Genomic DNA, 25,014 nt, shown 5'->3' with positions numbered 1-25,014 from the left:
TTTCATTAAAAATATTATTCAACTATATTCAACGACTCAAGCAATTCTTTTGCATGTGCGACATTACTTTGCCCTAACTGTTCATAGATAAGAAGATACTTAACGTTATCCACCAGAACATAAAAGAAACCTTCTCCAATATGCTCTCGATGGGAAAATTCGAGTTTCAAACCCAGTTCTTCAATTAATGCTGGAGGACATTCATTCCAAAGAGAATCTAGCCATTGGGCTAGATTTCGCAATTTTTCTAAAGGAACATTCGCTCTGCGAGTAATAGTTATTTGCCCGTCCTTGGTAATCTGTATCTGACATTCTACTTCAGATGAACTTGCTAATTTCGAAAATAAAAATTCAATATTATTTTCTGGACCGGTATCAAATAGTTTCATTTTACTGTAATGCCTTGGATGAAAGATACATCGCTGGACATCATCTATTTCTATGCGTGTCCATCTGCATTCATCCGTGGAAGGCTATCTTTACTTTTTCTTCGTATCCTTCAAATCATCTTTTTTAAGCAAAACTTCTTTTTTATCTTCTTTATCTTTTGGTTCTTTGCTTTCCTTTTTCACAAAGCCACAAGCGGCTGCGTAATCTTTGCCTGTAACCGCATTTGGAACGATTGGATTATACTTCACTGTTTTCTTTTCGATACGTTTGAATTGGTTTGATTCAATTCCATAAGCAAGATCGGCGAAACGAAGCAAATGACAGTTCTTTAACATTTTGTATTCGCTTGATACTGTTTCTTTTTTATAACGACTGGTTTGCTTTTCTTGTGATTCGTAGCACATAGCTAGTAGTTTGTGAGGCTCTGCTTCTTTTTCATACTGATCACCTAGTGCAATATACATTTCCAAAACTTCACCAGATTGATTGTAGTTTTTTAAGCGAAATTGGTGTTTGATGTATTCTCTATAGATACTTGCTTTTAAATCAATAAAAACGGGAGATGTGATTGCATCTGGATTTTCAATTTTATCTAGAGCATTCATTGCTTTTACTAGTTCTATAACTGACTTCTTTCGTCCTTCTAGCGACATACGCTTGTAATCCTTATCAAGTGTATTCTCTCTCGCTTTTTTTTGCCACTCAAACTTATCTTGGGTATTTGTTTCTTTCTCTTTTGTGTTTATTTCTTTTTTTTCTTTGATGGTCTTCTCTGTTGCTTTATAAATTGCCAAAGAGGAGTTAAAAAAATCTCTCGCTTCTTCTAGGCGCACTTTTGTATTTTCTTCACTTAAATCATCAAAGATTTTCACATCTTGAAATGCTTCGACTTCATCAGCTTCCTTTCCCCAGGAGCCTTCCGCCTTTTTGGGATCAGAAATAATCAACTCAACTTTGTCTTCTTGCTTTGCGTCAGACAATAAAGGAAGAAATGCGCTTGTGGTTAATAGTATAATTAGGATGCATGTATATCTCATGCTTAGTATTTCGGTAAAACGCCAATTTTTCTTAACGAGAGAAATGAAAAGATTCCTCCTTCCCTCTTTTTCAATTAAATGCAATTTATACTGAAATCAGCTTAAATAGCTCATATACTCGCAATCGGGGAAACGAGAACATATATAATATTCCTTTCCCTTTGCATTTTTTCGTTTTAAAATTTTACTCTGACAGGTAGGGCAAATTTCATCTGTTTCTGACTTCTTCTTTTTTGAAATTGGCTTTTGAAATTCAATTTGCTTTATCACTGCTTGAAACTTTTCATAGAATTTTTTAAGGAAAGCCACACGTTGTAAAGATCCGGTTGCAATTTTATCCAAATCCTCTTCTACATCACGAGTGAAATGATTCTCGAAGAGATAAGCAGTATTTGCCGTTAAAAAGGAATTCACATCAAGACCAAGATCGGTCGGAAAAATAGACTTCAACTTTTGAAATGCATATTTTCTTTTATACAATACTTCAATTGTATTGGAATAAGTTGAAGGTCTGCCAATTCCTTCCTTCTCCATTTTCTCAACAATACTTGCTTCTGTAAAACGAGATGGAGGCTCAGTATGTTTTTTTTCGGACCTAGCTTCTAAAATTTTAACTCGATCCCCTACTTTTAAATCTGGAAGCGATTTATCCTTTTTCCAGTCGGGGTAAATACTTGTAAACCCCGCGAAGCTAACCCGTCTACCATTGGCAATAAATGTAAAGCCTGCGATATTTCCTTCCACACTTTGATTGATTCCTTCTTCGGGACTCATCTGGGACGCAATCGTTCTAGTCCAAATCAAATTATATAGATTCCATTCATCCGGCGGTAAAATACCTTTTAGTTTTTCCGGCAAAATGGAAGTATCCACAGGTCGAATAGCTTCATGAGCATCCTGCACTTCTGGCTTATTGTTTCTAGATTTAAAACTACCAATGTATTCTTTTCCGAAATTCTTCTCAATAAAAGTTTTCGCTTTTCTCTGAAATTCTTCACTAAGTCTAGTCGAATCAGTTCTCATATACGTGATGAGTCCAGTCGTGCCATATTCTTTACCAGCAAATACACCTTCATATAACCTTTGTGCAACAGACATGGTCTTCTTGGTTGAAAATTTTAATTTTCCGCCTGCTTCTTTTTGGAGACTAGCTGTAATAAAAGGCGGTGGTGGATATTTCTTTTTTGCCTCTGTAATTGATTTTGAAATTTCTAATTCTTTTTTAAAATTTCTTACATCTACTTCCGAGACTTCCTTTTCTAAATTGATTTTTTGTCCTAGTATTTTCTCCCAAATCTCTTCTGCCTTTTTCTGATTTACAATCGCCTTGTCCATGTCCTGTAATAGCATGAAGAAATTCTCTCCCGATTTTTTTTCTACATTTACGGATAATCGCCAGTATTCTTCCGCTTTAAAGTTTTGAATTTCCATTTCTCTTTCACAAATCCAGCGAAGAACTACCGACTGAACTCTTCCAGCAGAAAGAGTTGGATTGTGCAAATGTTTCCATAGAACCGGACTTAGGCGATAGCCAACGATTCTATCGAGGACTCTGCGGGTTATTTGCGACTCTACTAAATCCATTTGAATTTTCTTAGGTGATTTGAGTGCGGTAATTACTGCTTCTTTTGTGATTTCGTGAAGCTCAATTCTCGAAAAGGGAGATTTATTCCTGGAAAGCAACGTAGAAAGATGATAGCAGATTGCCTCTCCTTCTCTGTCGGGATCTGCGGCTAATACTATTTTGTCAGCGGTCTTTGCGATTTGCTTAATTTCTCGAACGGTTTTCATTGCCCTTTTTGTGATAACTAATTCTGGAGTAAAATCATTTTCGATATCTACTCCAAATTCTTTTTCGGGCAAATCCATCACATGACCAAAGGAGGCTACTACCTTATAGCCGCTTTCTAAATACTTTTGAATTGTCCTTGCCTTCGAAGGAGATTCAACAATGAGTAAAGTAAAACTCATGAAATAGAATTTGCCTGTAGCTCTGCGTAGCGATCTGTCATTCCAGAAATATAATCACACACTGCTCGATATTTTCCATCTTCTTCCATTCGCTTTCGATAGGCTTCAGGAATTTCTTCTAAATGATTTAGGAAATAAGCAAATAGTTTTTCGATTATATCTTGTCCTCGCGTAGACATTTGCACGACTCTTTCATGATGATAGAGATCATCGAGTAAATATTTTTTTAGAACCCTTACTTGATGAAATACTTCTTCTGAGTAACCTACAATTCGTATTCCCTCTGACCAGATTTTTTTCAAGTCAGCCGATGTTTGGATTTTATTTTTTTGTAAATTCATTTCTATAGTCGTAGTAAGATCAGTCACTAATAGATTTAAAATTCCTCGAATGGTTGAACGGGTTAGTAAATCCATACTCGCTTCTTTGTATTTATTTTTCATAATCGTATACATCTCTTTCCAGAGGCTAACTTGCATTAAGCTCTCAACAGAAATATATTCCATTTCCAAACCATCTTCTATATCATGACAGGTGTAAGCAATCTCATCAGACAAATCAGTAAGTAGTGATTCAAGGCTCGGTCCTTCTGTAAGTCTTAGTTCGTTTAATTCTGATTTTGCGTAATCGCCTCCATGCTTCATGATTCCTGAAAGTGTAACCTTGCATAAGTTAATTCCAGGAAATTCAGGATAACGTTTTTCCAATATTTGGACAATTCGAAGCGATTGTTTATTGTGCTCGAATCCTCCATTGCCTTGCATAAGCTCGGATAGAATATCCTGACCTGCATGTCCAAAAGGAGCGTGACCCAAATCATGCGCAAGTGCAATGCATTCCGCTAAATGAGAATTTAATCCAAGGTTTGTTGCAACAGAGCGCGCAATTCCAGACACTTCTAAGGTATGCGTTAGACGCGTTCTAAAGTTATCACCCTCCGAGTTTGTGAAGACTTGCGTTTTATACTGTAATCTCTTAAAAAAACGAGAATGATAAATCCTATCTCGATCTCTATGAAGAGGCAACCGAAGCTCATGCTCTTTTTCTTCATAAACGCGTTCCCTGGATGCAAGATGTTTTACTCCATAGGGTTGGATCTTTGCATCTTCTTCTTTATACAATTCTTCGATGTTTTTAATCATAAAAATTAATGCTTGTAGAATTGCCTTAATTGGCAACTTAGTATTTACAAAACATGGATTTCTTAAACTTGCTAGTCAATTTTTTTTCCGACTATGGATACTTTGCGGTATTCGGTGTTCTGATTCTTTGCGGATTCGGATTACCCGTGCCGGAAGACATTTCCTTAGTCGCGGGTGGCGTCATATCTGCCCTTGGAAATACAAACGAGCATATCATGTTTGCCGTCGGTATGGCGGGTGTTTTAATTGGAGACGCAGTTGTATTCACTGCAGGTCTAACGTTTGGAGAGAAAATTTTGCAAAACAGGTTTGTAGCAAGAATTATCACTCCCGATAGGTATGACACAGTGCAAAAACAATTTGAGAAATACGGAAAATGGGTAGTTTTTATGGCAAGGTTTATGCCTGGACTAAGGACACCTATTTTTCTAACAGCAGGCGTTTCCAAACGTGTCAGCTTTCTTCGTTTTTTTATTACAGATTTTTTAGCAGCAATCATCAGTGTTCCTGTTTGGGTTTATCTGGGATTTTATGGGGCTAGTAATTTTGACCAACTCATGACTTGGGTAAGACAGGGGCAAATAACAATTTTCCTTTTATTAGCAGTCGTTATCATTGGTTTCGTAGTAAAAAAATATCTCAAAAGAAGAAATGCTTAAATGGATATACTCTCACAGCCTGTATTAATTTTAAACACCAGTTATATGCCTGTCTCGGTTAAGAGTGTAAGAGATGCAATTTGTATGGTGCTATTAGAAAAAGCGGAAGTGATTAAAGCAGCAGAAGATTCCTTTATCCGCTCGGAGAAATTAAGAATCCCTGTTCCCTATATAATCCTTTTAGCAAATTACTACCACGTTCCGCGTAAAAGAACAAAAGTATCAAGAGCGAATATTTTAGAGCGAGATGAGTATACTTGCGTATACTGCGGAAAAAAACCTGTGCAAAGTAAATTAACTCTAGACCATATTGTGCCAAGAAGTCGATGGGAAAGTATTCCAAAAGATAGAAAGCCATCCGAATTTAATTCCTGGGAAAATGTGGTGACAGCCTGTAGAGAATGCAATACAAAAAAGGGAAGTAAACTTTTATCTGAACTTCGCTGGAAAGCTCCTGAGATTAAGAAAATGGATTACAGGCTAAATCACATTCCACATATAAACAATGCATCGGCTGAAAAATATGGTTGGAATGATTATCTGCAAATCTTCAAATAATGAATCTGATTCGATTTTCTATGTTACCATGGAGTTGACACCAAACTGAAATTATTAGTAATGGTGAGTATATTTATGAAGCTTTTAGTTTTATTCCTTAATCTTATTTTAGTTTTAGGTTGCACGAATTATTCCGTAAGTAAATCCAAGACTGTTCCTCCCATTCTTGTTTCCATTGCCCCGATTTCAGGTGTAACAGGCGGATATACAATTAAAATGCGTGTAACCAATCAAGAACCGTTCTTTGCAGGTTATAAAGTGTATGTCGGAGCTACAGAAAATGCATCCCGAAATCCAGCGGATCTAAATTCCGGATTAGATTGCAAGAGCGGTCCTTCGATTATTCCCAATCAACCAATTGAATATGTTCTAGAAGTTGCAGCCGATGTAACAACTCTGCCAGCAAACAGCCTTCGACTCTGCACCTACCAAACCAGTCTCACAGCCGGTCAATATATTTCTGTTAGAACCCTGCTTATTTCTATTCAGCCATCCAATCAAGGGGGAAATAAAATTAACCCCTCCTTGCCTTCGAATACTTTAATAGTTCCCTAACTACTTCAACCAAACATCAATGCTTTGGATTGAGTCTTTTGAATCAGGAATCCAAAGAGATGTCGGGTGTTCTTGCATTAGCTTAATATACTTTGCTTTGGCTCGGATCAATTCTTCTTTGAGTTGAATTTCGAAATCTGCGTTGGGGGAAGTTTGATTGTTGTTCTTTTCTCTTGATTTAAAATATTTTAAAATGGAATCGTTTTGAATTTTCTTTGCTTCTTTATAGAGCGCATAATCATTCGTTGCCTTACTGAAAGCTTCTTCGTGCTCGTGCCTAGTTTCAAAAAACTTTTCGAGCGTTTGCCGATGCTTCATGAGTTCTAAGAAAACAACCTCAGAGTTAAATTCCCCTTTGTCTGGATGATATTTAAGAGCTAATTCATGAAATCGATGCTTAAATATTTCTTCCGTAGTCGTAATCTCAAGACCGAAAAATTGAAACGCGTCGTCTACATCCATTGCACTCATACTTTTTACATAACACCATTTTGGATATATGACTCAAGTATTTTTTAAGTGCCGGTGTAATTGATTTTTGATTAGATGAATGTTTAATTCTTTTTTGTATTCGAGAGCAATGGATCCAAGCTTCCTGTCACAATCTTCTTGGAGAAGTAAACAATCTTCCACTAGCTCTTGTATTCTGAGTTCATCCGTTGCTTGCGCATTTTTACAAGAATCTAATAAAGCAATGATTCTTTCGTTTTGGAAAGTGATTTTTACAGCAGACTCTCCATCTCCGTAAGAGAGAAGAGTTTGCATTTTCTGTAGATTGGATTTTAAAATTCTAAGAAGACTAAGGCTACGGCTCATTACCCCTGAATGGAAATCCCGCTCGTGCGAGGGGTTGGAGAAGAAGATACCACACCTTCTTTTTTAGCAATTTCTTCCCATGAGCCTTTCAGCTCAGAAAGAATTCGAACTACTTCTTTTAGTATCTTCGCATCTTTTTGCACATTGGCTTCTAAAAGCCTTTTTTTCATATAAATATATAAACTGAGTAAGTCTTCTGCAATTTTGCCACCTTCTTCCATATTTAAAGAAGTCAAAAGCTCGGTGATAATGTCTTGTGCTTTAATGATGTTTCGATTTACGATTTCATATTTGCGCGGTGTCATGTTTTCAATCGCAGTATTGGCAAAACGAATTGCCCCCTCATACAACATCACCACGAGCTTCCCTTGGCTCATTGTAGAGATTTCATTTGATTTATATGGATCGTATCCCGAATTATATGTAGACTTTCTTGCTAGAGACATTCATTACTCCTGTTCAAAATAACATTCGACCAAAACACCGAACTGCTTGACGGTTACCTAGACATAAATTTTTCCTTTTTTAATAAAATTTCAAGGATAAAAAAAGTAAAAATGAAATTTTTGGGGATTTAAAGGGAGTTTTAGGTGTCTTGCTTAGGAATGCTTCCTAAGACCTTAACTTTCGTTTAAATGCTGCGTTCCCTAGACTGGCTTTGGTTTTGGGTAATGGGCGTTCCGCTACTCGTTACACGTTGTTTTATCCTGTGCAGGATTTGCTTTCCTTTGTCCGACAGAGCGTCGGGCTCGCCTTCCTGAATGGATTCCTGCTGGAGTCGGTTGGTGAGCAGCAGCTTCCAAACTTGCTTGTCGAACCATTCATCCAGTTGATCCCTAACGCATCGTCGTTGGTGGACTCTACTTTTTATTTCAGGGATTCTCCCTAAGACCCGGAATTGCTTTCTTTCAAAAGTTTCACTTTTGAGATTCTCTTTTCTTCTCTTTCCAGAGTGGGATTCTCTCTATATACCGCTTTCCCAGCAGGGGGATTCTTTTTTATTCCGCTTCCCAGCGTGGGTGATTGAATCTTACTTTTTTTTCTTTTTTATGGGAAAAAAGAAAAAAAGTAAGCAAAAAAAAGAAAAAACCCGCAGCTCAGGCATTTTCGCATTAACACTTCGCCAATGCTCCTTTAAGACTCTGGTGGGGTTCTGGTTTTATTTCTAAAAAATATTTTCCATATGTGACTTATTATTTGTATACTAATAATCTCCCTTTAAAGGTTGAAGAATCAGAAGAGTTATCTCTTATCGTTGATCAAAAGTTTATTGATAAGAGTGTTAAGGAATTTTCGGACTCTATCGAGTCCGGGGAGTTATATAAGAAGTTGAAGAGAGAGGAGAAGGGTTATTAGGCTTATTCACAGTTAAGTAAAGAACTTTTCTCCAAAGGATATTAGCCTATCTAGAACTTTCATTGTATTATCCGCTATTTCTCCGATTTTTTCTAAGATCCGAAATGCCCTTTATCTTTCTATATGTAGTAATTTATAATTGTCTTCAAAAGTTTTAATAGAGATTTGATAAGGATGGTATGGATTAAATTTACTTTTATAATTTGACCAAATTTTATCGTCTTTTATAGCATTATATAAGTCCTCCCCAGAACATACTTTTGGATCTTTCCAGAGATTATAATCTACTTTCTTATCATCATCATTATTTCTTTGGAATTCTGGACTGTCTAAATTCATTAATCCCATTATTGTAGTAAAATTCATTTTACCATCTCCAAATTCAATACTATTCCAATTTATTAATCTTTCTAGTGAATTATTTAAAATAATAATTAACTCTAAAAAGGATATTTTTAAATGCTTTGCATGAAATGTCTCATCGTCTGAAAAGAAAGAATTAGAAACTATCAAAGAGATTATTTGAATTTCTTCAATATTTTCTATCCCTAATGTTTTTTTAATTTCTTCATTCTTTTTTATAAAAGTGATTCCATTATCTAATTGTTTTGAAGCTTTATAAGAATAGATTTGCTCTTCCTCGTAATTATATAATCTTTCTGTATCTGAAGTAAAATAAGTCATTTTTAATTCTATTAAAAACAGATACCCATCTTTATATGCACAAACGTCTAGATCGCCAGCGGATTTTTTATTTTCTCCGAAATATTCATATCCTGAAACTACTCTAAAATTATTTTTTTTAAATTCATTTTCCAATTTTTTTTCTAATCTTTGAGTCTGTTCTTGAATATTATATAATCTTTCTCTAATAATTCTTTTAAATAATATTTTTCTCCAATTCAAATCTTTTAGTAGTTTACTTGTCCAATAAAAATAATCTCCATGATAAATGAATGGTTTGGACGGATAATCATCAGGATCAAAATCTTTTTCCATATTTAATGTAAGAAACTCTACAATTTCTTCTGAATACTTAAGACTCCATTTAAAATAATTATGAATTTTTTTTATTAGTTCTCCTTTTTTAAAAATACAAATTTCATAATTATCAAACTGCTTTTTAAATTCAGAATCTTCATGGTTCTTTTCAAAAAATTTTAATTCCTCGAATTGCTCATTTTCGTCAAATAACCCATAATAATTTCTGCCCAGAGGTTTTAGTTTAAATGAGAAATTATATAATACTTTAAATATATCTTCTATTTCGATATCTTTTTCTTTAAATCTAAATTCTTTAGGAATTTCATATAAATTTAAAAACTCTCGAACCATACTAAGATTTCTATTAATATTATTTTTAGCTTCAGAATCTTTTGAATTGTATAAAGAATTATCTAAATAATTTTCCTCAAATACTATTTTCATATCATTCATTTTATAATTTCCTAATTCTGGAGTCGCTTCCATCACTGAATTCAAATTATTTATATCAGTAAAATTAAATAATCCAATGGAATAATTATTAAAAAGATTTAAAATGTAACTTTTATCTATATAAAAATCAATAACTTCTCTGATTATTTTTTTTTCGTTGCTTTCTTTTTCTGGTGGCTTTGAATAAAAGTTCTTTTTTCTTAATTCTATAAATTCATTTGATTTCACTTTAGGAAATTCCTCTATTAATCTTTCAATGAAATTGTCTTTCCCCATTTTAGCTAAAATTATTCCTTCTGCTTTTATATTCTCTTTTAGGATAATTGGAAAATTTAAAATAACATTATATATTACATCAGCCATATGTTTAGAATTTTTGTTATATTGTTCACTCCCATACTCATAGGAAGTAAAATAGGAAATAACATGGATTAAGACTTCTTCCATTGTGAAATTTTTCAATAATGTAAAATAGTATTCTTCCTTTTTCTCTATATAATCTAAGTATTGTTTGATATATTCCGTTTCATATCTAACCTCATAAAATTTTTGCTCTTTTGTATATTTCAAAAAAGACGTAGACTTAAAGTGCATTGGTTTTAAATAAACTTTTGATTCTCTATATATTGTATAAAATTCTTTTGGATGCTTTATACTAAATTCTTTGATAAATTCAGAATTTACATTTTCTTCTTTTTCAAAGTATCTTTTTAAAATTATTTTTGCTTCAGGTGATTTTAATAAAATAGAAAGTATTTTTTGAGGAATTTCAGTGATCCAAAAAAAACAACCTTTATTTCCTTTATAACATTCAGATCGGATCGTAAATTCTAAAATAAAAGTTTCATCTTTAGAAATTAAATCATTAAAAAAAACCCTCCATTCAGCATCATCTTTATTTTTTTTTAATTTAGAATAAATCTCTAATATTATTTTTATATCATTTTTCTTATCCAATCAATACCTCACTCCTTCCAATCTCCTGCTTCAATGGCAAGAGATTAAACTCTTCCTTAATCAATCACCGGTTGGGAAGCGACTTATCAAGATAAGCCACAAATCTATCGTTGTGTTTCTTTTCTATTAGATGAACCATTTCATGAAGGACTGTGTAATCCAGACAATGGGATTTGTGTTCTTCTTCTACTTGAACTAAGGCACATGGATAATGATGAGACATTACTAAAATAAAATCCCAAACCTATATTAATTTTCATCAAAATCTATCCAATACTTCACTCTTTTCTAAAAGAATCAAATGCGAGGTCGCCCGAGTTAGACCGACATAGATTGTCGAATAATCTTCATTATCCAATAGTTGTTTTAATCCAAAAAGTATGATAACTTTTTTCTCTAGTCCTTTAAAGCGTTTTATAGAATCAAAGACAATTGAATTTGCACTAAAAGAATCCGATTTAGTAAAGTTTAAATTTTTATTTTTTGATTTTAGTAAGTCTATAGAAATGTTTAAATCGTTTCCATAGAGAATTGCAATATCTTCCAATGTGATTAATTCTTTTGTGATTAGATCAGACAGTATTTCGCTTAACTTAGGTATTAAATCTAAATCCTTACAACTCGCTTTCTTTATAGGGACTCCACTTATCTCGGAAGAATTAATTGATAAATCTCCATGGTAAAACTTCTTAGCTAAATCAAAAATTTGATTTGTATTGCGCATATTCTTTGGTAAAGGAAAGGAAGGCTCTTGGAATGGATATTCGATTTTCTCGCTATTGTTAACCTTCTGAAAATTGTCACAAAAAATATACATTAGATTGCTATCATAATCATCCAATAGGAATGCAATTGTGGTCCACCATTTAGAATGAAAGTCTTGTCCTTCGTCTACGATAATCGCATGATAGCGATGCTTAATTTTATCGAGTGAAGTCTCTAAAATATTTGGAAGAACTAGATCAAAATATTCTTTACTATTTGTATCTACTTGGCCTTTAATCAGTCCAGCTTCTCTACCATATTTATCACAAAGTTCATGGAAAGTATATACTTCTAAATTTGGAATTTTTCCGTATGCCTTCCTTACGTATTCACAAAGAGGACGATTGTAACACAAGAACAAAGTTTGAATTCCTAGCTCTGCCATTTGTTTGGCTTTTTCTAGGGCTAATATTGTTTTTCCACTACCAGCCGCACCTTGTATAATTGCTTTCTTTTTATTAGCAATAAATTGTAAGAGCATTCTTTGACTGTTAGTAAGTTCTAACAGCTTAGTTGCGATCTCATTTATTTTTACAGCGAGAGGTATTTCTAATTTAAAGCTAAAGGCAAATAATTTCTTTAACGCTTGAATGCCAGTCTCACCAAGTCGAATTCCTTGCGGGTTATAATACTGAAACATTGTAACAAGTCTTTTTTCTAATTTATCCACGTCATCGTAGAACAAAAAAATATCTTCAAAGGGAAGTTCTATTTTTTTTAAACTTGGAAAAAAAATCGCAAATCCTATAGGCTGTTTTGCTTCATTGGTTGATTTCTTTTTCAAATATTCAATTAATCCATATTTATTTTTCTTTGCTTGCTCATATGGATCGATATCATGTGAATCTTTATTTCTATCGATTGTTACCCACTTCCCAGTGTCAGCGGAATATTCTACTTTACCCCCTTTTACTTCAATGACTAGAATTCCTAGATCAGGATGAGCAATTAGGAAATCTATTTGATAGTCTCTAATATTTCTACCTTCGGGAAGTTGAAATTTTATATCATAGAAAATATGAAATTTATCGCTAAGTTTTGACAGATATTCAAATGCAGATTCTTCTGCTTTTAAGAATGGATTTATATTTAAATCCATTGGAAATTTTTGTGGGTATAGATTAGCCATAGATTAAAAGAAATACTCCGAAAATTTACTTACTGTTTCAACGAGTATCTTTCTATCTAGAAATTTGTTTCCTTTTTCACAGGAAGTTTCTGGAATAAAAAGACAGGAATGACAGGAAGCTCCATGCAACCTAGTCCCACTTAAATCTGGTTCATGTTCTGCACAATGCGGATCGGACGAGCAAAGCTTCATGTCAGATTGTAAATCCAGCAACAATTTTTGTATATACTCTTTGGAGGCAAGATTTACGAGACCACCAAGTGTTCCCTCGCTATCTGCTGCGGCAGTATAAATCAATACTCCCGCTCTTGGCTCTGGAGCCTCTTTACAATAGATCCTTTCTTTTAAGGATGCTAACGAGTAACCACATTCTAAAGATAACTGTCTCATAAATGCATGTGAAAAAGAATGAATTAGAATATAACGCATCCCAGGAAATCCGATATTTTCATCCAAGCCAAAGTTTCTTCTGCTTCGTTTATAACTTTCCAAAAATTTGCTCTCTAATTCCTTCACGCTGTTTCTGCGTAGCCATTCTTGAATCACTGTTTCATTGAATTGAATAAAAATTCCTTCCCCTTTTACTTCAATGGTAGGAACCCAATCAACAGTTGAGTCAGTAAATAAGGGTGCTCTCAATTCTTGTGGTGTATCTTCTTGATCTCCAAATTCGCCAGGGGAAATTAGCCTCGAAAATCCAACAAGCGAAACAACTTCTTTAAGCCGTTCAATTTTTTTTATTGCAGTAAACTTGGCTTGAAACTCTACACTTAATTCCGTGTTTTTCATGACAAATTCTGGTTTAAATATTTCTTCTTGCATCGTAAATAAAGTCCATTCCGGTGCCTTTAAATCTGTTTTCTGAGTCTCGCTACTAGCACTGTCTTGATTCTTATTCTTATATCGATTAATTGCGCTCCATATCTCCTCGTCGGAAAAGCTATGTAGAGATCGTAATACTCCTGCACTTCTAAAACTTGGTATTACTTCTTTCGTAGTAATACCACCAATTAATTGAATTTCTTTTAATATGGCTTCATCTACCTTTGACAGACTATCATCCAATCGAGGCAAAGAAATAATTGATAAAGCCATAGGAAACCAAATATTACTTGCACCTAATACAATTACCCTTGGTTCCTCATCACAATCCTCAGAAGTATCCAAATGAGGATGATAGCCTGAACATTTAGGAGGCAAATTTTTCTTACCCGCATCTCCTAACGCTTCTACCAATGATCTAGTTGTATCACAGCCTTTGCATTCTATCGAAATATCTTCTGGTTCACCAGTAGCATTTTTTTCTTTCCAATACAATGGACCTTGACATTCCGTATTACCCCTATGCACAAAATACATCCACGGGAAATCATCTATATGCCCCTTAGAACAAGCCATAAGTCTTCGAACAGGAAACACAGTTGGTAAAACCTTTCCATTAGACTTAGAACAATTTGCATGAACGTATTGATTTCGATCTGATCTATAATTATCTACTTTCAATTGAAAAATTTCTTTATTATCTACTGTAGTCATTCTTCCACATAACGGACATCGCATCCATTTAGGAAATGTTAAAACTGGTATTCCTTTAGCCGCATCTGAAGGAGGAGCGCTTAAGAATGAAATTTTTTTTCCTAAGAATCTTTCTATCGCAAATTTTAACCTTGGTTCATTAAAATATTTTGTATATTGACTTTTGACATCCCAAAAATTTAAGCCTTTCACCATTGCTGATATATTTGGGAAATCTATTATGGAACCAACACCAAAATTATAAATAATCTGGCTTGGTTTTAATTCTCCGAGAAACGGATTTGTATTGTCTTGGTTCATCGTTTAGTCCTGTAAATAAAAGCTAACACTGCTTTCCACATCTCTTAAGGAATTTAAGCAAAACAGATAATTGTCTCTTTCTGGATGATTTAAATCTACCAACAATTCCACATTATCTCCTTTGCTTTTCTTAAATTGTAAAGTATTACCGAATTTTGCCGCTTCTTCAATTCTGCTAGTCCAAGTTTCGATTCTATCCTCGATAAGCCTTTCTAAATCCGACAAAACATCTTTGTTTATCAATTTTGCTCTCTCTTTTATAATTGAAATTGCCTTTTGGAGTATTTCCAAATCAGGTTGAAACAATTCAGCGGATGCATTTGGATTGAACGGTTTATCTAATAATCGAATTAGTCCGACTAACACGCCATTTAACGCTCTGTCCAATGCTCTTGGAGAAAAAGGAGTCACTGAATTTACTTCCACTTGTCTATAAAATGTATCATGGTAGTATTCAAACCGTTCATAGTGAGATATATCCCTCGGACGAGTCCAATTGTAAACAGTGCAAACAATTCCTGGAAAGGATCGACCTACACGAGATGTAGCCTGAATGTATTCCGATGTAGTCTTCGGTTGACCGGCTACTACCATTAAACCGAATCGTTTTACATCCACACCCACAGAAATCATATTTGTGGCTAAGAGAACATCTATATATCTTTTGTTAGCTTCTGTGTCATTAAGAGGGTGTGGAGACTCCAAAATTTCTAGTATCTTTGGAATTTCTAATGCAGATTTTCTAGACGTTAGTTCCTCAATGCGAGGTCTTTTTCTTTGACTTAATCCTCGATTATCCATCCTATATAGACGACTACTTACATCATCTTCAATTAACCGTCGCATACCGCCTAACTCTCGAATAGAATTAAAGTATCCAACTAACGTCATATACGGATCTCCTGCACTACCATATTGGTCTTGTAAGGTTTGGGCGGCAGCCAAGAAAGCCAAGTAGACTCTAATCATTAGAACCTTAACTCTTTCTCCTATCGCATTTATTCCTAAATACAATCTCCCAGGTTTCTCATCTGTTGGTTCCACTTGACGTAAGAAAAAATTATTTTCAATGCGAAGTCCCGGCACAGGAAAAATAAAAGTTTTACGAGTATACAATCTGGCTATTTGTTCACTTGCCATTCGAATTGTTGCAGTAGAAGCAATAATTTTAGAGCGAACTTTTTTTCCATTCACTTCCCATGAACATAATTCATCGATAGCAGTCTCATACAATCCTACCAGGCTTCCAAGAGGTCCGCTGATTAAATGCAATTCATCCTGGATTATTAAATCTGGAGGTCTCAAGTTTTTATGCTCTTTTACTTTTACAGACTTAAATCCACCAGACGCAGTATGAGAAGTAGCCTCTTCTGTTTCCGAGGAAGCAAATCCATGTCGTTCACAGTGTCTATCCACTCGACCAAATAACATTTGAATCTGAGGTTCCCAAGGCATTTGGGCAAACTTATCAACGGTAGCAATGATTAAAGCGGGTAATAACCTGTATATCTCTTCGTCGACTACTACAATTGGTATCCCTTCAAGGTTTGCTCTTCGTTTACTAAAGCTACAATTACCACTTGGATCACCACAATAAGTAATCGTCCTAGCCAGTTTTGGATATGTTTGAACTTCTAGGTTTTTCCTAGAAATTTCATTTCCACACCAAGGACAATTTGTAAGCTGTAAAGGATTGCCACTTGAAAAATTGCTCGTTGAAAAGTAATTATCAGTCATCGAAGCTAATGCTTGTTTACTCCCTTCTGTTTTATTGGGAGTAGTTTTTTGTCCTACCCAAAGTCCAATTCTAAAGGGTGTATTTCCCCATTTGACTGGATCTTCTTTTCTAATTTCTTCACAGGCACAGATTAATGCAGTAGATCTTTGGAATTGTTGCAACGTAAGTAGGCGAAGCGTATAACGCATGATTACCCCTACACCATATTCACTCTCCCTATCTTCTACGACTCCATCCAATCTACGAATAGCCAAACAAAAAGCAGTCACTCCTAGATAAGCTTCCGTCTTACCACCACCAGTTGGAAACCAAATTAAATCAGCTACTGATTCCATTGGATCAATTCGATCCTTATGCATTAAGTTAGAAAGCGAAGGCAAAGTAATCAGTAAAAATGCTAACTGAAATATACGCCAAGAGCGATTTTTTTCTATATCTGCACTTTCTAGCGAAGAAGGATTTCCTTTTCGTTTTTCTTCTGAATAAATAGTATGAATTCTTTGTTGGTACATCGCACTATTTGCAAAGCGAAACGCATCCAATGCTTTAGGAACACTTTCTAGAACTTGAATTCCTTCTTTTAATCTGCTCAGAAGTAAATTAAAATTAGCCACAACTTTTTCGGATGTTTCTGTATACTCTTGCAGATTTTTATTTTTCAGAACTTGCAATTCTTCTTTTATCCATGATTGGTATGCATCCGGCAAACATTGTAACGATTGAATCAGATTTGCTTTGTTTATTTCAGACAATACTTTCATATCCAAAATAATTCCAGATAATTCAGAATAAGTGGAAGGCTCTGCTTGTTGAAAATATGGTAGTTCAAACACAGGAACAAACTTTGTTTTTATACTGACTGCTCTATGGGAATGAATTTCTTTCTTATTTGTATGTGTGCTTACATTATGACCGACAGCAAATTCAAGATGATCATGATAAGCCATTTCATTTAATTTTTCTTCCTCTGCTAAAAGTCCCTCAGCAAATCGAGTGCTTTTCTTAAATACACGTTTGATGAATATTTCTTTATTTTCTCTTCCAAATACTTCCATTTCCGGTTGAAATAAAATGTTCTCAGACTTTTTAGAAGTGGCTTTAAATTCATTCACTAGAAATAAAGAAACCAACCATTCTTTTTCTGGGTTTTGTCTGATAATTCCTTTGTAATAAATTCCACCTTCAATTTCTTCATTAGAATAAACTAAGATTCGTTCAATCAATCCTTCTTTTAAAAATATTTCTTTAGCTTCATTTTGAATCGGCTTTCGTTTCCAAATATTTCTTCCTTCTGTATTTTTGACTCTATTGTAAAATCCCCAATTCGACTGAACAAAAAAAGATTTTTCACTTTTATCAATGGCAAAACTTAAACCCATAGAAGAAGGAAGCATTGTTTTAGGTGGAGCTTTCGTTTCTACAGGAGCATCATCGTCTGATCCCATATCCAAAGAATCAACCTCTGTCTCCTCATCCTTTTCTTCTTCCTCCTCTTCCTCAACTTGTACATTTTGTGGAGCAAGTTTTCCTAAAATATAACGAGCCTCTATTCTTTTTTCTGTTACTTCCTCTTCCTCTCCCTGCTTAGGTCCTAACAAATCTAACGTTACTAAGTCGAGTAATTGCTCTCTGATTTTAGTTTGACTGATAACTTGGGGGTTACTCATGTATTATCCTTACGGGTGTATTCATTGGAAAGTAATTCTTTTCGAATTTGCAGTGGTGATGGAGTCAAGGAACGACCTCCTGAAAGAATTTGGCGATTCTCTGACAATACTGATTTTCTTTTATTTCTTCTTCCTTTAAAAAACCAGCATGAACGTAAACCCCTTGATTGTTCCTCTTTTCGTCTTTTGCAATTACAGAAAGCGCTGAGCCTGCATTTTTATATTGACCAGCACTAGTTAGCGATGCCTTTTTAATTTTAGTTAGCCTTGCAGCTTCCTCACCACTCTTTGGAAAATTTTCTGTGTAATGCTTTTCAAAAAAACCTAACTCATCTTTATTATCTACAATCTGAAATAAAATATCTTCTAAACTACCTGTATGATTTGTATCATCTAAATGAAATACATAAAACCCAAGTTTTTTCTTTTCATCCCATTTATTATATTGTTCTAAATTAACTTTTTCATTGAAGTTTTCTTTATAATTTGTTTCGAATTCTTCAAATCGTTTTTTTGCACCTTTGTCATCAGCATCTACAAAAAAACAAAATGTAGGTTCTTCATTAAACATTTCATTATCGTTGTTCTCTGGTTGCTCCAGCTTTATTATTTTTTTTAAATGCAATTCAAAGTTCTTCTTTATTTTCTCTAATTCTATCTTAACTAAATTTTTCTTGCTTCCTACTTTTTCAGCTGCACCTAATTCCTTAGTCCATGTCAAGATATTGTCTATTCCACCACACGGATAAAGAAATATAAAAGTATTTTCAGATGCATTTAACATGACGCTTCTTGGCAGAAAAGGAGCAACAATATCTTCATTATCAATAATGGGTTCATATTGACCATATTTAATTTTATAATAATCATTTAAAGGTAGCGGCAATTCAGAAATAGCCCTATCTCTAAAATCTTTATATCCATTTATAATTTTTAATACCTTTGAAATAAAAGCAACATCATGAGGTCCTTCACAAAATACAAAAATCCCTTTATAATTTTTCATAGAAACGTCCTCACATCAGTATTCATATCTTCAATGTATCCTTTTAAATCATTTCCCGAATAATAAAAAGAAGTAACCGTTCCATCTTTCTTCGGAAGGAGAGTATAAGCCGAAATATCCTCTGTTCTATAATCATTCAATATAAACGCATCCACACACTCCTTACTATGCGTTGTGAGAAATACTTGTACATTAAATTCAACGGCTAGATATTGAATTAGCTCTGTAAATTTTGTAAGCAAACCAAAGTAAACTGCATTTTCAAATTCGTCAATACATACAATTCCATTCTCTGCATAAGCGAATAAAAGAGAAATGTAGAATATTCGTTGTAAGCCTTCGCCGTATTCCCAGAGAAACATCGTATCCAGTTCCTCATGTGTAACTTTGAAATTTTTTTGATCCATTTCAATGTATCGAATTTTTGTATCTACGTATTTTTGAATGAATCCAATGATTTTATCTTTCGCAATAAACTTTTCTCCATTTTTTTCAAAAGAATTTAAACTCATAGAATGACAGGCTTCTACTAATTCAGAATGACTAGCTGAAAATGGACTGGAATAAACAGAGCGAACTAACTTTCTATTATTTCCAATATTTGCTAATTCTTTAATATATCCAAATGCTTGAATTTGTACTTGCACTGATTGTCTATCTGAATTGTATTCAGAAAATACTTTCAGTAAGTTAGATTTAACAATTCCATCTTCTATTTCTTTTTCTGAATGATAACTTACTTTTGTGTGCTTTCCATCAATGTTTCCTTCAATCTCTACAAGTTTATGAAGAGCTTGAATAACCAATGAAAAAGTCTCTGCAGTAGATTCTACATGCTTTGCCCTTTTCATTATAATCTCAAAAATTGCACGATAGTTATTTTGATTGGCTAATAACAATATTGCTTCCAATAATGTAGTTTTTCCTGCATTGTTTTTTCCAGCAAATATATTGATACGATTTAGGTTTTTTAATTCTAGATTTTTAAACTTCTTATAATTCTTTATAAATAGTTCACTAAAATGCTTTGTATCTTTTCCTTGTATGTATAATTCTTTTTTATCATTCTCTTTATACAATACAGGCAAAAAGAATTGTTTACTCTTTGAGATTAAAGTAAGTTTTTCAGAGCCACCAGAAATTTCATATAACTCTTCTTGAGTCAAACTCTCTCGCTGAGTTTCTAATTCTAAAATAACTTGATTTAATTCTTTTACTTTGTCAGGAATTTCTTCTTCTCGTCGAGGAAATTCTCCAGTTCTCTCAAACTGCTCTAATTTTTTGGGGTTACTAATGATCCTTGCTAAGTCCCTCAAATGCTTTGAATCTCTAATTAACGCTTTGCCAGAATGGTATGAATTGCTTTCTTCATATTCATCGTCTTCATCAGAATTTCTATCTTTAATATCAGCCCCACCTTCTAGGAAATAAGAAAACAAACGATGAAGATTATCTAAATTCTTTGCTTCATAACTATATTCATCCCAACCTATCCAATTTCTCAAATCAGGAGAACGAATGATTTCTAAAAAATAATTATACTTATCTGCTTTAAAATCATTTTTATAGCCTAACCGGATAAACTGATTAATTAAAAAAGAGTTTTTCTGGATTGATTAAATTGACGGCTAGAGATACCCAATTCTTCACTTACCATCTCAGGCTTTGATTTATACGGCTCAACCTTTAATAGTTCTTCTATCATTAAAGCTTGGTTATAGGCAGGCCATGGCTTTTTACGAGTAACATGCTGTAGCCCCATCATAATCAAACTCTTTTCTGGAGAAACTGAATTATGAACCGCAACTGGAAGTTCTTTTTCGAATAGATATTTTTTATCTAATTTTCCGAGATCAATATGTTTGGATTCGTATTCACTTTTTATATACTTCAAAAATGCAGTTCGACGGTTTCCTTCTGTGACAAGATACTTTCCAATATTTTCTAAGAAAGTAACCTGGATATAATCATGTTCTAATAAACCATTCGATAAAAAACTTCTGGTTAAATCTTGCACATTTTCTTTTTTATCGCCCAATAATATACTTTGAATTCTTAGCTGTATATCAGAATCAGCATATTTAGCCTTATCCTCAATCTTTACATATCGTTCGTCATCTACAAAACGAAAATTATTTGGATCTAAGATTAAATCATCTAACTTTACTTTTCGAATAACTCCCAACTCTTCTACTTCAATCATTTGTTGCCCTCATTTTTAAATTATTTCTATTGCCTATTCATGCTTACTAATAAATGATACAGATTTACTTCTTTTCCATTCCGATTAAATAGAGTCCGAAGTATGTTCATATCGGTTCCAGTATTGTAATCCGAGGAGACATCTTTTACTTCCGCATTTATTAATGGATATTGATAATCAATTCTTAAAACTAAGTCTTTATACTTTCGGACAAACTCACCGTAATTCACTACATTTATATAAGCGATTATAAAATTTTGAAACAGACCGTTTGCATCATAAGTAAATACTTTTAATATATGATCTTTAATATATTGCTCATTCAAAGAAGGTAAAATCATTCCTTCACATATCGCCAAAGACGAATTATCCTCTTTTAATATTTCTATATCAATTTCTCCCGGATTTCCTGTTTTTAGAGTAGCACCTTTTCTACTCTCTAGATTAACTTGGTAACTCTTGGCTTTTAAAATCGACCCAATAAAATCGTTATAGGAATTTTCCGATTCTTTATGAAATCCCTTTTTGCTCTGAAGTTCACTACACGCAAATAATAAGTCTTTTACTAAATCTTTTGTATCTTCTTTTTTATTATTCTGATTTAATACTAAGTTCTCAATATTAGTAGCAAATACATTCTGGCCGCCTGTAACATTAAAGTTTTGAATATTCATTCTTCCTTAACTCCATTTTGTGTAAGATTATTGATCGTCTCGCTAATTACGTTTGTTCCACCGTAAATGTGATAGACGGGTGCTATTGCCGATGCTTCCTCAGGGGTTAATTGGGAAAGTTCCATTTGAATTGCCTGCCCGTAAAATTCATAAAGCTTAATGGACTCCTTCTCTTTTTCTTTGTAAATTTCATCAGCTAAAGCATTTGCATAATCAAATCTTTTATGTTTATAAATATTAGTAAGCATATTGGGCAGAGTAAATATAGCCAAAATAATCATAATTGGAGTAAGTGCATAAAGGAAAACGCTAAGTAAAGTATGCGGAAACAAACTTTCTAAAAGCGATTTAAAATCAGGGATAAAAATAGCATTAAAACAAATACTAAATAGAGACAGCTCAGACTCGACAAACCTAAAATTTTTAAATATTTACTTTGTTCTTTTTTATGGTATTGCTCTGACTTTCTAGCTAGCGAGTCTTTTGTTTTTTTCCAATCCCCTTCTAATTTCTTTATTTTTCTATCTCTTTCTTTTTCCTTACGCACACTACTAAACTCTACTAATAGTTTATTATAATGTTTTTCGATCGTTTCTATTTTATGAACTCTTTCGTCTACTTTAGCCGTTAGCTGCTCCATCGTTTTTGCATCTGATTGATGGTATTCATTCAATCTATTTTTTAAATCAGATTCTAAAGTTTGCATTTGATAAGAGACTACGGATTCTAGCTCTACCTGCTCCTTTAAAGATTTATCTATCCAACTAAGTAATAAATCATTAACTGTAGCCACTAAAGAATTTTCCAAATTTTTTAAAGAAGAATAAGAGTTTAAAATAACAAGAAAGGCTCGAATAATTAGCGGATAGTAATTAGAAGTATTTTTAAAATCTAATTTTAATTTTGTCCTTTCGCATTTCATGAGATAAAGACAAGCCTTTAAATGCGAAGAAAGAAATAAGGAAAACTCTTTTTGAAAATTAGAGTCTAGATAAGAAATCCACTCTACAGTTTTTTCAATTTGATAAGTTTTACAATGTAAATTGATTGACTTTACTATTGATTTAAAATCTTCTTTTTTATCTGTTTGGTTTAATTTATAAGCCAACAGACAGACTAAAGTTAATATTAATTCATGAAAACTTTCCCACTGAGATGCTTGATCTCCAAAGCCTTCTAATATTTCTTTTTGAATTATATTGTTACGTATCGTTTGATATTGGTGGTTAGCTTCTTTTTTGTAATTATCATAATTGTTTTTATGACTTCTATATACAGCATCATTCAAAAAATACTTATTAGCATTATGAAGAATAAATCCTTGCTTATCTAAACTCTCAATAGAATTAGATAACGAATCTACTTTGTAGAGATATTTCTCTTTTAATAGATTTTCCAATTCTATCCTAGAGAAGCCAGAATTATTATGATCTAAAAGAATAATAAATAGGAGGTTAACGCAAGGTAAATCCTCACTAGCCCCAGACAATAAGATATATAAATTCTTATTCAAAAAAGAATTATATCCTAATTCATCTAAAATGGTTTCTTTGTCCACAATCACATCCATCCCACTCACCAAATCAATCCTGAAAATCCTGTTAATCCTGTCTAAACTCACTTCCTCTTTCGTCCCTTCCCGGATTCAATCTCTTTCCCAAACAAATCCGACGCAATCTGTTCTCCGAATAAATCTTTCGGATAATGAATAGTTTCCGCTTGAGCATCCGCTTTCTTCTTAGAAGTAGATTTCGATTTCACATTCAAACGCTTTCTTTCTTCTTCCTCGGCTACCTCCGCCGCATAACGCGCATGATTTAATTCCAACAACCGATCCAATATCTCAACTCGTGCGCGGTCACTCACTGTAAACCGCACACCTTGTTTTGTTTCGTGAAATCCATGTTCTAAATCTAAATCCATCCACCCGTAGGCATCGCGGACGGCGTAGTCCATTGCCACATGCAGTTCCCGTAGAGACGCGATGAATCGCATCTTTACGTCGGTCGTATTTTTATCATTCGCATATTTCGGATCATGAAAACGATTGTATGTCTTCGTCAAACCTTCGTTATTCGCAACCATACTCTGTTTGCGTAAATCGTAATATTGTTCTCCAATATCGCGTAATGATGGGGAATCCAAATCAGGAAACGGGAATGTTTCAAAACAATCGGAAGGCGTATAACGAATTCTAGTTTCTAACAAACTTGTATTTTCTATTGTCCATACGTCATGTAAGCTTGAAGAAATTAAAGTATAAGTATGTAGATCGGGAATTAGAACAGCTACAGCATTTGAAAACATTGTCTCACTCGATGTATATGAGAATAAAACAAACTTTGTACTTGAGGTCGATATTCCCAACACCCTTTCCATACCAGCAATTCTAGCAAATAAATCAGGACGCTTTTCCCATACTGCCACCACTTCTTTCTATAGACGTCTCTGTTATTATTATCCCTCTCCGGTTTTACCTTCTCTTCTACGATTTGCAGCAAATCAGGATAATCCGCAGCAACTGGGTATGGATAATCGGAAGGAACAATTCCTGCTCGTAACCAATCTCTGCGCTCTATGGAAAGAGGTTTGTCTATGTCGGGTGGATCTTTGTAAAAGGTAAATCCACTACTCGGTGTTACATTTTCCCCATAAATCGCTTGACTAATTCTTTGTCTCATTGTACCATTAAATTCCTGCCGGAGAGACGCTTCGGGCGTGAGTGGAAGGGGGCTTTTGCCAGCATTCTCACGCTCCGGTTTTTTCTTATAGAGTGTAGTCCCCATAAGTTCCTTCTTCCCCGTTCTCACTTCTTCAAAATAATACAACACCCCGTTTATATCTTTGGTATAACGAATGGTCTCCAAATTCTTTTTGTTCTTTCCCGCATACTCTATCGTATCCGGTCTATAGAGAATTTCTGGAATCTGAAAAATTTCTTCTTGTGTGATTGCTTCCTGTCCGCGTGATTCTTCTGAATTTGCATTGCCATGTTTTTTTAAGATATGCTTGATTGTATAATTTTCTATCGAGTGAGTATATTCCAGTAGTTCTAAACCGGTTTTATTTTTCAACTGCACTGCTTCGAGAATCTACCTTCCAAAGATCAACCACCATT

24 protein-coding genes are annotated in these 25,014 nt (G+C 33.9%); 3 read left to right on the top strand and 21 right to left on the bottom strand.

Annotated elements, in window-relative coordinates; all coding sequences use genetic code 11:
- Window positions 1-14: 14 nt before the first annotated feature.
- The 4 genes from IPH52_14540 to IPH52_14525 all read right to left on the bottom strand — a co-directional run bounded on the left by IPH52_14540 (window position 15) and on the right by IPH52_14525 (window position 4,540).
- Entirely contained in the window at window positions 15-389 is a 375-nt protein-coding gene (locus IPH52_14540; GenBank protein ID MBK7056236.1) for a hypothetical protein, read from the bottom strand.
- A gap of 90 nt (window positions 390-479) precedes the next feature.
- Window positions 480-1,427: a hypothetical protein gene (locus IPH52_14535; protein ID MBK7056235.1), complete on the bottom strand. Its 948-nt coding sequence runs from the start codon at window positions 1,425-1,427 to the stop codon at window positions 480-482.
- Between the two features lie 96 nt (window positions 1,428-1,523).
- Complete coding sequence (topA, locus tag IPH52_14530; GenBank protein MBK7056234.1) at window positions 1,524-3,398, bottom strand: type I DNA topoisomerase; 1,875 nt, start codon at window positions 3,396-3,398, stop codon at window positions 1,524-1,526.
- Window positions 3,395-4,540 carry a deoxyguanosinetriphosphate triphosphohydrolase gene (locus tag IPH52_14525; protein ID MBK7056233.1) on the bottom strand — a complete coding sequence of 382 codons (1,146 nt, stop codon included), beginning with the start codon at window positions 4,538-4,540 and terminating at the stop codon, window positions 3,395-3,397. The genes topA and IPH52_14525 overlap by 4 nt, the downstream gene beginning before the upstream one ends.
- Before the next feature lie 53 nt (window positions 4,541-4,593).
- Here IPH52_14525 and IPH52_14520 point away from each other — a divergent pair, with 53 nt between their 5' ends.
- From IPH52_14520 to IPH52_14510, 3 genes are all read left to right on the top strand, one after another.
- A complete protein-coding gene (locus IPH52_14520) occupies window positions 4,594-5,199 on the top strand; it encodes a DedA family protein (GenBank protein ID MBK7056232.1) in 606 nt (201 codons plus the stop codon).
- Window positions 5,200-5,757, top strand: a complete 558-nt coding sequence (locus IPH52_14515; GenBank protein MBK7056231.1) for an HNH endonuclease — start codon at window positions 5,200-5,202, stop codon at window positions 5,755-5,757.
- 75 nt (window positions 5,758-5,832) lie between these two features.
- Window positions 5,833-6,312 carry a hypothetical protein gene (locus IPH52_14510; protein ID MBK7056230.1) on the top strand — a complete coding sequence of 160 codons (480 nt, stop codon included), beginning with the start codon at window positions 5,833-5,835 and terminating at the stop codon, window positions 6,310-6,312.
- Here IPH52_14510 and IPH52_14505 read toward each other — a convergent pair whose 3' ends face one another.
- The 17 genes from IPH52_14505 to IPH52_14425 form a co-directional block, all read right to left on the bottom strand.
- Window positions 6,313-6,783 (bottom strand): hypothetical protein, encoded by a 471-nt coding sequence (locus tag IPH52_14505; protein ID MBK7056229.1) that lies wholly within the window; start codon window positions 6,781-6,783, stop codon window positions 6,313-6,315. It lies immediately after the preceding gene.
- 33 nt (window positions 6,784-6,816) lie between these two features.
- On the bottom strand, window positions 6,817-7,128 hold the full coding sequence (locus IPH52_14500; GenBank protein ID MBK7056228.1) for a hypothetical protein: 312 nt from the start codon (window positions 7,126-7,128) through the stop codon (window positions 6,817-6,819).
- The gene (fliS, locus tag IPH52_14495; GenBank protein ID MBK7056227.1) at window positions 7,128-7,574 is read right to left on the bottom strand and encodes a flagellar export chaperone FliS; all 447 of its coding nucleotides are present in this window, start codon (window positions 7,572-7,574) and stop codon (window positions 7,128-7,130) included. Before fliS ends, IPH52_14500 begins: the two co-directional genes overlap by 1 nt.
- Before the next feature lie 237 nt (window positions 7,575-7,811).
- Entirely contained in the window at window positions 7,812-7,949 is a 138-nt protein-coding gene (locus IPH52_14490) for a hypothetical protein (protein ID MBK7056226.1), read from the bottom strand.
- 646 nt (window positions 7,950-8,595) lie between these two features.
- On the bottom strand, window positions 8,596-10,878 hold the full coding sequence (locus IPH52_14485) for a hypothetical protein (GenBank protein MBK7056225.1): 2,283 nt from the start codon (window positions 10,876-10,878) through the stop codon (window positions 8,596-8,598).
- Between the two features lie 64 nt (window positions 10,879-10,942).
- Complete coding sequence (locus IPH52_14480) at window positions 10,943-11,101, bottom strand: DUF45 domain-containing protein (protein MBK7056224.1); 159 nt, start codon at window positions 11,099-11,101, stop codon at window positions 10,943-10,945.
- 36 nt (window positions 11,102-11,137) lie between these two features.
- Window positions 11,138-12,772 (bottom strand): NERD domain-containing protein, encoded by a 1,635-nt coding sequence (locus tag IPH52_14475; protein MBK7056223.1) that lies wholly within the window; start codon window positions 12,770-12,772, stop codon window positions 11,138-11,140.
- A 3-nt stretch (window positions 12,773-12,775) separates the two neighbouring features.
- Window positions 12,776-14,608 carry a DUF1998 domain-containing protein gene (locus tag IPH52_14470; protein ID MBK7056222.1) on the bottom strand — a complete coding sequence of 611 codons (1,833 nt, stop codon included), beginning with the start codon at window positions 14,606-14,608 and terminating at the stop codon, window positions 12,776-12,778.
- Window positions 14,609-14,611: 3 nt separating this feature from the next.
- On the bottom strand, window positions 14,612-18,013 hold the full coding sequence (locus IPH52_14465) for a helicase (GenBank protein MBK7056221.1): 3,402 nt from the start codon (window positions 18,011-18,013) through the stop codon (window positions 14,612-14,614).
- 64 nt (window positions 18,014-18,077) lie between these two features.
- A complete protein-coding gene (locus IPH52_14460; GenBank protein MBK7056220.1) occupies window positions 18,078-19,019 on the bottom strand; it encodes a hypothetical protein in 942 nt (313 codons plus the stop codon).
- Window positions 19,016-20,524, bottom strand: coding sequence for an AAA family ATPase (locus IPH52_14455; protein ID MBK7056219.1), 1,509 nt, complete (start codon window positions 20,522-20,524; stop codon window positions 19,016-19,018). The genes IPH52_14460 and IPH52_14455 overlap by 4 nt, the downstream gene beginning before the upstream one ends.
- A gap of 86 nt (window positions 20,525-20,610) precedes the next feature.
- Window positions 20,611-21,222, bottom strand: coding sequence for a hypothetical protein (locus tag IPH52_14450; GenBank protein MBK7056218.1), 612 nt, complete (start codon window positions 21,220-21,222; stop codon window positions 20,611-20,613).
- A 26-nt stretch (window positions 21,223-21,248) separates the two neighbouring features.
- The gene (locus IPH52_14445) at window positions 21,249-21,896 is read right to left on the bottom strand and encodes a hypothetical protein (protein ID MBK7056217.1); all 648 of its coding nucleotides are present in this window, start codon (window positions 21,894-21,896) and stop codon (window positions 21,249-21,251) included.
- Window positions 21,893-22,144 carry a hypothetical protein gene (locus IPH52_14440; GenBank protein MBK7056216.1) on the bottom strand — a complete coding sequence of 84 codons (252 nt, stop codon included), beginning with the start codon at window positions 22,142-22,144 and terminating at the stop codon, window positions 21,893-21,895. Before IPH52_14440 ends, IPH52_14445 begins: the two co-directional genes overlap by 4 nt.
- Window positions 22,145-22,233: 89 nt before the next feature.
- Complete coding sequence (locus tag IPH52_14435) at window positions 22,234-23,517, bottom strand: hypothetical protein (GenBank protein MBK7056215.1); 1,284 nt, start codon at window positions 23,515-23,517, stop codon at window positions 22,234-22,236.
- On the bottom strand, window positions 23,514-24,203 hold the full coding sequence (locus tag IPH52_14430) for a hypothetical protein (protein ID MBK7056214.1): 690 nt from the start codon (window positions 24,201-24,203) through the stop codon (window positions 23,514-23,516). The genes IPH52_14435 and IPH52_14430 overlap by 4 nt, the downstream gene beginning before the upstream one ends.
- Window positions 24,185-24,970, bottom strand: a complete 786-nt coding sequence (locus IPH52_14425; GenBank protein ID MBK7056213.1) for a hypothetical protein — start codon at window positions 24,968-24,970, stop codon at window positions 24,185-24,187. Before IPH52_14425 ends, IPH52_14430 begins: the two co-directional genes overlap by 19 nt.
- Window positions 24,971-25,014: the final 44 nt, after the last annotated feature.

The sequence above is a fragment of the Leptospiraceae bacterium genome (assembly GCA_016708435.1).
Lineage (GTDB): Bacteria > Spirochaetota > Leptospiria > Leptospirales > Leptospiraceae > UBA2033.
The sequence above is the reverse complement of the archived record's forward strand: the minus strand, read 5'-3'. Positions and strand labels throughout refer to the sequence as shown.

What these genes read in the sequence shown, in the direction of transcription:
- IPH52_14540 (MBK7056236.1), bottom strand. Translation starts at nt 389, where the DNA reads ATGAAACTATTTGATACCGGTCCAGAAAATAATATTGAATTTTTATTT.
- IPH52_14535 (MBK7056235.1), bottom strand. Translation starts at nt 1,427, where the DNA reads ATGAGATATACATGCATCCTAATTATACTATTAACCACAAGCGCATTT.
- topA (MBK7056234.1), bottom strand. Translation starts at nt 3,398, where the DNA reads ATGAGTTTTACTTTACTCATTGTTGAATCTCCTTCGAAGGCAAGGACA.
- IPH52_14525 (MBK7056233.1), bottom strand. Translation starts at nt 4,540, where the DNA reads ATGATTAAAAACATCGAAGAATTGTATAAAGAAGAAGATGCAAAGATC.
- IPH52_14520 (MBK7056232.1), top strand. Translation starts at nt 4,594, where the DNA reads ATGGATTTCTTAAACTTGCTAGTCAATTTTTTTTCCGACTATGGATAC.
- IPH52_14515 (MBK7056231.1), top strand. Translation starts at nt 5,200, where the DNA reads ATGGATATACTCTCACAGCCTGTATTAATTTTAAACACCAGTTATATG.
- IPH52_14510 (MBK7056230.1), top strand. Translation starts at nt 5,833, where the DNA reads ATGAAGCTTTTAGTTTTATTCCTTAATCTTATTTTAGTTTTAGGTTGC.
- IPH52_14505 (MBK7056229.1), bottom strand. Translation starts at nt 6,783, where the DNA reads ATGAGTGCAATGGATGTAGACGACGCGTTTCAATTTTTCGGTCTTGAG.
- IPH52_14500 (MBK7056228.1), bottom strand. Translation starts at nt 7,128, where the DNA reads ATGAGCCGTAGCCTTAGTCTTCTTAGAATTTTAAAATCCAATCTACAG.
- fliS (MBK7056227.1), bottom strand. Translation starts at nt 7,574, where the DNA reads ATGTCTCTAGCAAGAAAGTCTACATATAATTCGGGATACGATCCATAT.
- IPH52_14490 (MBK7056226.1), bottom strand. Translation starts at nt 7,949, where the DNA reads ATGGTTCGACAAGCAAGTTTGGAAGCTGCTGCTCACCAACCGACTCCA.
- IPH52_14480 (MBK7056224.1), bottom strand. Translation starts at nt 11,101, where the DNA reads ATGTCTCATCATTATCCATGTGCCTTAGTTCAAGTAGAAGAAGAACAC.
- IPH52_14475 (MBK7056223.1), bottom strand. Translation starts at nt 12,772, where the DNA reads ATGGCTAATCTATACCCACAAAAATTTCCAATGGATTTAAATATAAAT.
- IPH52_14470 (MBK7056222.1), bottom strand. Translation starts at nt 14,608, where the DNA reads ATGAACCAAGACAATACAAATCCGTTTCTCGGAGAATTAAAACCAAGC.
- IPH52_14465 (MBK7056221.1), bottom strand. Translation starts at nt 18,013, where the DNA reads ATGAGTAACCCCCAAGTTATCAGTCAAACTAAAATCAGAGAGCAATTA.
- IPH52_14460 (MBK7056220.1), bottom strand. Translation starts at nt 19,019, where the DNA reads ATGAAAAATTATAAAGGGATTTTTGTATTTTGTGAAGGACCTCATGAT.
- IPH52_14450 (MBK7056218.1), bottom strand. Translation starts at nt 21,222, where the DNA reads ATGATTGAAGTAGAAGAGTTGGGAGTTATTCGAAAAGTAAAGTTAGAT.
- IPH52_14445 (MBK7056217.1), bottom strand. Translation starts at nt 21,896, where the DNA reads ATGAATATTCAAAACTTTAATGTTACAGGCGGCCAGAATGTATTTGCT.
- IPH52_14440 (MBK7056216.1), bottom strand. Translation starts at nt 22,144, where the DNA reads ATGCTTACTAATATTTATAAACATAAAAGATTTGATTATGCAAATGCT.
- IPH52_14430 (MBK7056214.1), bottom strand. Translation starts at nt 24,203, where the DNA reads ATGTTTTCAAATGCTGTAGCTGTTCTAATTCCCGATCTACATACTTAT.